This is a genomic window from Myxococcus vastator (assembly GCF_010894475.1).
Lineage (GTDB): Bacteria > Myxococcota > Myxococcia > Myxococcales > Myxococcaceae > Myxococcus > Myxococcus vastator.
On record NZ_JAAIYB010000429.1, the window covers coordinates 1 to 7,190 of the forward strand.

The 7,190-nt window shown below is 69.7% G+C and carries 9 protein-coding genes and 1 pseudogene; 8 read left to right on the forward strand and 2 right to left on the reverse strand.

Going from position 1 to position 7,190, the window contains the following annotated elements; genetic code table 11:
* The 5 genes from G4D87_RS30410 to ychF all read left to right on the forward strand — a co-directional run.
* On the forward strand, positions 1–289 hold a 289-nt coding region (locus G4D87_RS30410), incomplete at its 5' end, for a hypothetical protein (protein WP_163786203.1).
* Positions 289–1,296, forward strand: coding sequence for a F0F1 ATP synthase subunit A (gene atpB / locus G4D87_RS30415; RefSeq protein WP_163786204.1), 1,008 nt, complete (start codon positions 289–291; stop codon positions 1,294–1,296). The genes G4D87_RS30410 and atpB, both read left to right, overlap by 1 nt.
* Positions 1,297–1,441: 145 nt before the next feature.
* Entirely contained in the window at positions 1,442–1,672 is a 231-nt protein-coding gene (locus G4D87_RS30420) for an ATP synthase F0 subunit C (protein ID WP_013936422.1), read from the forward strand.
* Positions 1,673–1,802: 130 nt separating this feature from the next.
* On the forward strand, positions 1,803–2,357 hold the full coding sequence (gene atpF, locus G4D87_RS30425) for a F0F1 ATP synthase subunit B (protein WP_163786205.1): 555 nt from the start codon (positions 1,803–1,805) through the stop codon (positions 2,355–2,357).
* A 51-nt stretch (positions 2,358–2,408) separates the two neighbouring features.
* Positions 2,409–3,518, forward strand: coding sequence for a redox-regulated ATPase YchF (ychF, locus tag G4D87_RS30430; protein WP_163786206.1), 1,110 nt, complete (start codon positions 2,409–2,411; stop codon positions 3,516–3,518).
* An 84-nt stretch (positions 3,519–3,602) separates the two neighbouring features.
* Here the strand turns inward: ychF and G4D87_RS30435 are convergent, their stop codons facing one another.
* Positions 3,603–3,899 (reverse strand): hypothetical protein, encoded by a 297-nt coding sequence (locus tag G4D87_RS30435; RefSeq protein ID WP_163786207.1) that lies wholly within the window; start codon positions 3,897–3,899, stop codon positions 3,603–3,605.
* Between the two features lie 93 nt (positions 3,900–3,992).
* A complete protein-coding gene (locus G4D87_RS30440; protein ID WP_163786208.1) occupies positions 3,993–5,288 on the reverse strand; it encodes a citrate synthase in 1,296 nt (431 codons plus the stop codon).
* A 105-nt stretch (positions 5,289–5,393) separates the two neighbouring features.
* On the opposite strand from G4D87_RS30440, the gene G4D87_RS30445 reads away from it, so the two are divergent.
* From G4D87_RS30445 to G4D87_RS30455, 3 genes and pseudogenes are all read left to right on the forward strand, one after another.
* Entirely contained in the window at positions 5,394–5,897 is a 504-nt protein-coding gene (locus G4D87_RS30445) for a cupin domain-containing protein (protein ID WP_163786209.1), read from the forward strand.
* Positions 5,898–5,910: 13 nt separating this feature from the next.
* Complete coding sequence (locus tag G4D87_RS30450) at positions 5,911–6,408, forward strand: hypothetical protein (protein WP_163786210.1); 498 nt, start codon at positions 5,911–5,913, stop codon at positions 6,406–6,408.
* 57 nt (positions 6,409–6,465) lie between these two features.
* Positions 6,466–7,190, forward strand: a pseudogene (locus tag G4D87_RS30455) (adventurous gliding motility protein AgmC); the annotation flags it as partial.

A 7,190-nucleotide genomic window follows, 5' to 3' on the forward strand; every position in this document is an offset into this window, starting at 1 on the left:
GGTTTCGGCGCTGTGGGGCGTGGGGCTGGCGGTGGCGACGGGCGCGGTGGCGCTGGTGCTGAAACGGCGGGCGGTGCGGCAGGACCTCAACGCCGCGCTGAAGGTGGTCGGAATCATCTTTGGCCTTCGGGCCGTGGGCGTGTTGGCGGGACTGTTGGGCGTGGTGTCGCGGGGAATGGCGGCGGTGCCGTTCATCGCCGGGTTCTTCGGCGTCTACTTCGCGCTGCAGTGGATTGAAGTGAGCTACGTGATGGCCGCGTCGAAGGAATCGGCGGGCGGAGACGAGTGATGCGCAAGGCAATGGTGCTGTTCGCCAGTCTGTTTGCTGCCACGGCGTGGGCCGCGGGGTCCGAAGACGACGTGCCGGGGTACATCCTCCACCACGTCGTGGACTCGCCGAGCTTCGAGATTGAGGTTCCGCTCAGTGCGCCCATTCATCTGGGAGAGATTCCGCCGATTCACATCCCGTTGAAGGCAGACGGGTGCGCGCTCCGGATGACGGACCACGGGCAGGAGGTTCCGGGCCTCACGGAAGGCTGCCTGGACCTGTCCATCACGAAGCACACCGTGATGATGTGGCTGGCCGCGCTGCTGCTGATGGCCACCCTGTTCATCTGGAGCAACCGCGACAAGACGAAGCTGGTGCCGCGCGGCGCGGGCGCCAACCTCATCGAGATGCTGGTGCTGTTCGTTCGTGACGAGCTGGCCATCAAGAACATCGGCAAGGAGGAGGGCCCCCGGTACGTGCCCTACCTGCTCACCGCGTTCTTCTTCGTCCTCTTCATGAACCTGCTGGGCCTGGTGCCCTGGATGGCGACGGCCACCGGCAACCTGGCCGTCACCGCGTCGCTGGCGCTCTGCACCTTCGTCATCACCCAGGCGGCGGGCATCCGCGCGGCGGGCCTGGGCGGCTACCTGAAGCACCTGACGGGTGGCGTGGCGCCCTGGCTGTGGCCCATCATGATTCCGGTGGAGGTGCTGGGGCTGTTCACCAAGCCCTTCGCCCTCACGATGCGTCTGTTCGCCAACATGCTGGCGGGCCACATCGTCCTCTTCTTCCTCCTGGGCCTCATCTTCATCCTCGGCCACCCGGCGGTGGCGCTGGTGAGCGTGCCCTTCGCCTTCGCCATCTACCTGCTCGAGCTGTTCGTGGCCTTCGTGCAGGCGTACGTCTTCACGATGCTGTCGGCGCTGTTCATCGGCATGAGCGTGGCCATGGGTCACCACCATGACGACCACGGCCACGAGTCCGAGGTGGGCCCCAGCCACGACCACGGCAAGGCGCACCACGTCTAGGCCGTCTGTGACGAGTTAGCGGGGCGCGGAGGTCCGGCGCCCCGGTCGAAGACCCGGCGGTTCGAAAGGCCGCCGGAGGTAGTCCTCAAGGGACATCACGACCCCCCCACAAGCGGGTCCACGCTACGAAAGAACAAGTGTCACCATGACCAACCTCGCTCTTGCCTTCCTCGCCGCCGGTCTGGGTGCCGGTCTCTCCATCATCGGTGCCGCGCTCGGCATTGGTAAGCTGGCCGCCGCCGCCATGGACGCCACGGGCCGTCAGCCGGCCGCGGGCGGCGACATCCGCACCACGATGATCATCGCGGCGGCCCTCATCGAAGGCGCCACGCTGTTCGCGCTGGTCGTTTGCATCCTGCTCGCCACCAAGGTCTAGGCGAGCGCAGGTCGAGTCATCGCTGGACGGTCGCCGGTGCCCGCAGGGAATTCCACCTCGGGCGCCGGCCGCTCCAGCCGCGGTAACCGCAGTCTTCGCAGCATCCCTCCCTCACGCTGGACATCCCGCCATGTTCCTGCCCTCCGTCCTCGCCGCCAGTAACCTCGTGAAGGTCCAGCCGGGCCTCATCTTCTGGACCCTCATCACCTTCGTCATCGTCGCCATCGTCCTGAAGATGAAGGCGTGGGGCCCCATCCTTTCGCTGGTCGAGGAGCGCGAGAAGCAGATCGCCAGCTCCATCGAGAGCGCCAAGCGTGAGCGCGCCGAGGCGGAGAAGCTGCTGGCCGACCAGAAGACGGCCATCGCCGAGGCCCGCCGCGAGGCCGCGGAGATGATGCGCCGCAACACGCAGGAGATGGAGAAGTTCCGCGAGGAGCTCATGGCCAAGAGCCGCAAGGAGGCCGAGGAGCTCAAGCTGAGCGCGCGTCGCGAGATTGACGAGCAGAAGGCGAAGGCCATCGCCGAGGTCCGCTCCATGGCGGTCGACCTGGCCATGGAAGTCGCCGGCAAGCTCATCAGCGAGCGCATGGACGACAGCAAGCAGCGCGCGCTGGCCGAGCAGTTCGTCCAGGGCCTGCCGCTGAACGGCACCAGCGCCACCGGCGCCGTGCGCCGCACCGCCTAATCCCCTTCAGGGGAAGCGCGCCCCCCGGCGCGCGTGTTCCAGGGAATCACCATGGGTCTATCCATCGGAATCGTCGGGCTGCCCAACGTCGGCAAGTCCACCCTGTTCAACGCGCTGTCGGCCGCGGGCGCGCAGGCGGCCAACTATCCCTTCTGCACCATCGAGCCCAACGTGGGCGTGGTGCCCGTGCCGGATGACCGCCTGGACCAGCTGTCCGCGCTCATCAAGCCGCTGAAGAAGGTGCCCACCTCGCTGGAGTTCGTGGACATCGCCGGCCTGGTGCGCGGCGCGTCCAAGGGCGAAGGCCTGGGCAACCAGTTCCTGGGCAACATCCGCCAGGTCAACGCCGTGCTCCACGTGCTGCGCTGCTTCGAGGACGAAAACGTCACCCACGTCGAGGGCGGGGTGAATCCGGTGCGGGACCGGGACGTGGTCGACACGGAGCTGTGCCTCAAGGACCTGGAGACGGTGGAGAAGCGCCGCGAGCGCACCTTGAAGAACACGAAGATGGGCGGCAAGGCCGGCGAAGAGGCCAAGGCCGAGGTGGCGCTGCTGGACCGCATCAAGGCGAGCCTGGACAACGGCATCACCGTGCGCGCCCAGAAGCTCACCGAGGAGGAGAGCGCCGCCATCCATGACCTGTTCCTGCTCACCGACAAGCCCGTGCTGTACGTGGCGAACATCGGCGAGGCGGAGCTGGGCAAGGAGGACGCCAACCCCCACGTGAAGGCCGTCCGGGAGATGGCCGCGAAGGAGGGCTTCGAGGTGGTGGTGCTCGCCGCCGCGCTGGAGTCCGAAATCCAGCAGCTCCCGGAGTCGGAGCGGCCGGGCTTCCTGGAGAGCGCGGGCCTGTCCGAGCCGGGCCTGCACAAGGTGGTGCGCGCTGGCTACAAGCTGCTGGGCCTGTGGACGTACTTCACCGTGGGCGAGCAGGAGTGCCGCGCGTGGACCATCCACCAGGGCTACAAGGCCCCGCAGGCCGCTGGCGTCATCCACTCCGACTTCGAGCGCGGCTTCATCAAGGCCGAGGTGATGCGCTGGGAGGACCTGGTGAAGCTGGGCAGTGAGTCCGCCGTGAAGGAGAAGGGCATGCTGCGCGTGGAGGGCAAGGAGTACGTCGTCCAGGACGGCGACTGCATGCACTTCCGCTTCAACGTGTAGCGGTCAGCACATGGCGGTCTGCGCGGGCGCTGTGCTTCCGGACGGTTCAGTCTGGAGGCGGCGCCCGCGAGCCGTTTCAGGGGCTCAGAGGCCGCGTGGGCCTTGCAGCACGGTGTAGACCCAGATGCCCACGGCGATGAGCGCCAGCACGGTGGTGAAGGTCGCCGTGCGGCGCATGCGCGGGCGCTCCTCCACCGGGTGGCGTGAGGCGAAGAGCCACATGCCGCCCACCCGCAGGACGAGGAACATGAGAAGCAGCAGCGGGCCCACCACCTGCCAGCCCGAGGGGCGCATCAGCACCACGCCCCACGAGGCGAGGAAGGCGACGTTGCCGAGCAGTGAGGCGATGGCGAAACGGGGATATACGCGTCGAGTGTCCACGGCGCGGGAGTTTCCCCTCACGGGTGCGGGCCTCCAACGACGGACTTCGTCGGGTGCGCGGCAGGCGACAGTGGCCCTTCACACAGGCCCCTGTCACGCCGTGCCCGGACGCTTCGCTTCCACGTAGCGGGCCCGGGGACGCAGCAGGTGGCCTTGCTCGCGTTGCTCCAGGACGTGGGCCACCCAGCCCGCCGCGCGCCCCACGGCGAACAGCGTGGCGCCAGCGCCCGGAGGAAGGCCCAGCGCTCCGGCGAGCATCACCAGGCCGAAGTCCACGGACGGGGGCGGATGTCCCGCCGCGCGCATGGCTTCCAGCACGGCGCTGGCGGCGCGGACACCGGGGGGCTCGGGCCTGACGCTCCGCGCGGCGTCCACGAGCGGCGGCGTCCGCGGGTCTCCGTCCGGGTAGAGCTGATGGCCGAAGCCGGGGACCGCTTCACCTCGCCGCAGCCGCTCCCGGAGGACCTCCGGGGCACGCTCCGGCCGTCCCACCTCCACGAGCAAGGCCTCCACGCGGTCGCAGGCCCCTCCGTGCCTGGGACCGGAGAGCGCGGCCAGCGCGGCGCTCAAGCAGGCGTACAGGTCCGCGCCGGAGGAGGCCGCCACGCGCGCGGCGAACGTGGACACGTTCAGCTCATGGTCCGCGCACAGCACCAGCGCACGGTTGAGCAGCTCCGGTGCGCGCTTCACGCGGGTGTTCCAGGCGCGCGCCAGGGACTGCGCCACCGTGGGCTCGTTCAAGGCTTGCGTCACCCGTCCCGGCGCGTTCGCCACGCAGACCCAGGCGGACAGGTGGCGCAGCAGCCTCCGGGCGCGGGCGCGCTCCTGCTTGGGTGGAGCGGCGAAGCGTGCCGGGTCCCTTGCGCCCAGGAGTGGCACCAACGCAGACAGCGCGGCCACGGGCGGTGTTCCACGGGGCAGCAGCTTCGCCAGCTCGGTCGGTGGAAACGCCGGCTCGGGGGCGGGCCACCGTGACGCTTCTTCGGGCAGCGCGCCCGTCCACAACAGCTCCGCTACGTCCTCGAACGCGCGTCCCTCCACCGCGAGCGTCACCGCCGAGTGCCCCCGGTACGCGAGCCCCTCCGCGCCCACGCGGGACACCGACGAGTCGATGACCGGCTCGCCCCAGCGCAAGGCGCCCGAGGCCACTGCCGCGTGTCCCGCTCTCGCGTCGTGCCTCGCCTTCAGGCGCTCCAAATCCGAGCGCACATATCGGTTCTCCTTGGTGCCGCGCTCCGGCACGCAGCGCACGAGGCCCCGGCTCACGTAGGTGTAGAGCGTGGCCCGCTTCACACCCAGGAGCGCGGCGGCCTGCGCCGCGCTCAAGAGCTCCTCCTCAGGTCGATGGTCGAATCGAGATTGAGAGCGTCCGCCCTTGGGCCTACTCATGTCTCACGCACCTCCGCGAAGGCCATTGTCGACTCGACTGGATGACGTGTCGACACGTCCCATTCGCGCTGCTCGCGACGCGGCCCTGAACAGGAGCACCTGCCCATGTCCTCGCATCCTCTCGTCGTCCACGAGCCCGAGCTTCCCTGGACCGAAGTCACGCAAGGCCCCCGGGTGGAGTACCGCCGCAAGCAGCTGGGCGCCGCCGCCAAGGGCCGCAAGCTGGGGTGCAGTTTGATGGAGCTGTCACCCGGCAAGCACGCGTGGCCGCGGCACTACCACCTGGCCAACGAAGAGGCCTATTACATCCTCGCGGGCACGGGCCGGCTGCGCCTGGGGGACGACACCGTCGCCGTCAAGGCAGGCGACTACGTGGCGCTGCCGGTGGGGCCTGGGGGCGCGCACCAGCTCCTCAACGACGGGACCGAGACGCTGCGCTACCTCGTCTTCTCCACCATGGGGGAGCCGGACGTCATGGTGTACCCGGACTCCGGGAAGGTGGTCATCTCCGCGGGCAGTGCTCCCGGGGGCGACAAGGCGGCTCGGACCCTGTTCACCACGCTGCCCCTCTCCGCGGAGGTGGACTACTGGAGCGGCGAGGAGCGATAGGCTGTGGGCCTTGATGGCCCCATTGCTCGACGTGCTCATCCAGGAGCGACTCCTCAAGGACCGCGATGCCGCCGCGGCGCTGCTGCCGCGAGGCGAGCCGCCTCACGTGTCCATGCTGCGCCTGTGTGACGCGGGCCTGCTCGAAGGCGGCGTGTCCGTGGGGTACGGCGTGCGCGCCGACGAGCTGGTGGGTCCACTCACGACCGCCATGGGCGGCGCGGCCCGCCGCTTCAAGGTGGTGGATGTGCGCGAGCGCCCCGTCCTGGAGCTCCACGTCATGGCCGGTGACGTGACGGAGCGCTGGGAGGTGGAGGACCTGTCCGCGTTGGTGCACAACCTCAACAGCCTCTACCGCGCTGCGCCGGACGTGCGCGCGGTGGCCGAGCTGGGCGAGTGGGAGGACGCACTCCAGCTCTGGTGCGTGGACAAGCGCGCCCTGCCGCGGCTCGCGCGTCAGTCCTTCTTCGCGCCGCGCAACGGCCGGGCGCTGATGAACGCCTCGGGCGAGTGAGTCCTCAGGGGAGCCCGCACTCGCGGTAGACCCTCCTTCTGAGGCAGCATGAGGGGGATGCGCTTCGTCCTGCCCTGCCTGCTCGTGTTGCTCCCGGCGTCCCCCGCGCTGGCGGAGCTGGATTCCTTCGGCCTGGGCTCGGGCCGTGATGGCGCGCTGTCCGTCACGACGGCGGGGCGCGTCCTCAACGTCGCCACGCCGCTGACGGACCTCGCGATGGTCGGCGCCCGTGACGTTCCGGTGCAGAGCGTCTCGGGCTTCACCGCGGGCACGCTGGTGTTGCTCCACCAGAGCGGCGGGTCGGAGGAGGCCGTGGTCTCCAGCGACGGCGGCACCCTGGAGCTTCGGCGGATGGGGCACTGGGAGCTGGCGCGCGTGGACTCGGTGATGGCCTCGCCGCCCATGCTGCGCCTCTCCGAGCCCCTGGTGCATGCCTACACCGCGCCCGGCGCACAGGTGGTCTCCGTGCCTGAGTACACGAACGTCTTCCTGGGCACGGCAGCCTCGGTCGTGGCCCGTCCCTGGGACGGGCGCAGCGGCGGCATCCTGGCCTTCCTCGCCACGGGCACGGTGACGAACAACGGCCTCATCAGCGCGGAAGGAAGGGGCTTCCGGGGCGGGGCCTTCCTGAACCACGCGGACCTCCTTGGCTGCACCAGCCTGGACCTCCCTCCCGAGGCAGGCGGTGCCTACAAAGGGGAGGGCCTGCGGATGGGCCGCTTCGGCGCGGCCTCGGGGCGCGGCTCCGTGGCGGGTGAGGGCGGCGGCGGCAACTGCCACAA